This is a genomic window from Streptomyces litchfieldiae, assembly GCF_031845365.1.
GTDB classification, from domain to species: domain Bacteria; phylum Actinomycetota; class Actinomycetes; order Streptomycetales; family Streptomycetaceae; genus Streptomyces; species Streptomyces litchfieldiae.
In genome coordinates this window covers 1-456 of the sequence record NZ_JAVREL010000109.1, presented here as the reverse complement: position 1 = coordinate 456, position 456 = coordinate 1, and the positions used below count along the sequence as shown (strand labels likewise).

The 456-nt window shown below is 69.1% G+C and carries 1 protein-coding gene; it reads left to right on the top strand.

The genetic code is table 11. The features are described 5' to 3' along the window. On the top strand, window positions 1-400 hold a 400-nt coding region (locus tag RM590_RS35615), incomplete at its 5' end, for a zinc-dependent metalloprotease (RefSeq protein ID WP_311708958.1). Between the last annotated feature and the right edge of the window lie 56 nt (window positions 401-456).

Sequence of the window (456 nt, the reverse complement as noted above, 5' to 3'; positions counted from 1 at the left end):
CCCGAATTCGAGCGGTGTCCTCGGCCTGATGCGCGCCGTGCAGGCCGAACCGCAGCGCCGCGCGCTCGATCAGCTGTTGGTGCTGGGCACGCTGCTTGAGGGGCATGCCGATCACGTGATGGATGCCGTCGGCCCGGCGGTGGTGCCCACGGTCTCGACCATCCGGCGTCGCTTCGACGAACGCAGGCAGCGCAAGCAGCCTCCGTTGCAGCGCGTGGTCCGCGCGCTGCTCGGCTTCGATGCCAAGATCAGCCAGTACACCCGGGGCAAGGCATTCGTCGACCACGTGGTGGGGGAGGTCGGGATGGCCCGCTTCAACACGATCTGGTCCAGCTCCGACACCCTGCCGCTGCCCGACGAGATCGACGAACCGCAACGATGGATCGAACGGGTGCTGTAGCCGCGCTGCGGCAAGCGGTGGCGGCCGCCGGTCAGAGCATCGACGGGTCGGCCTGG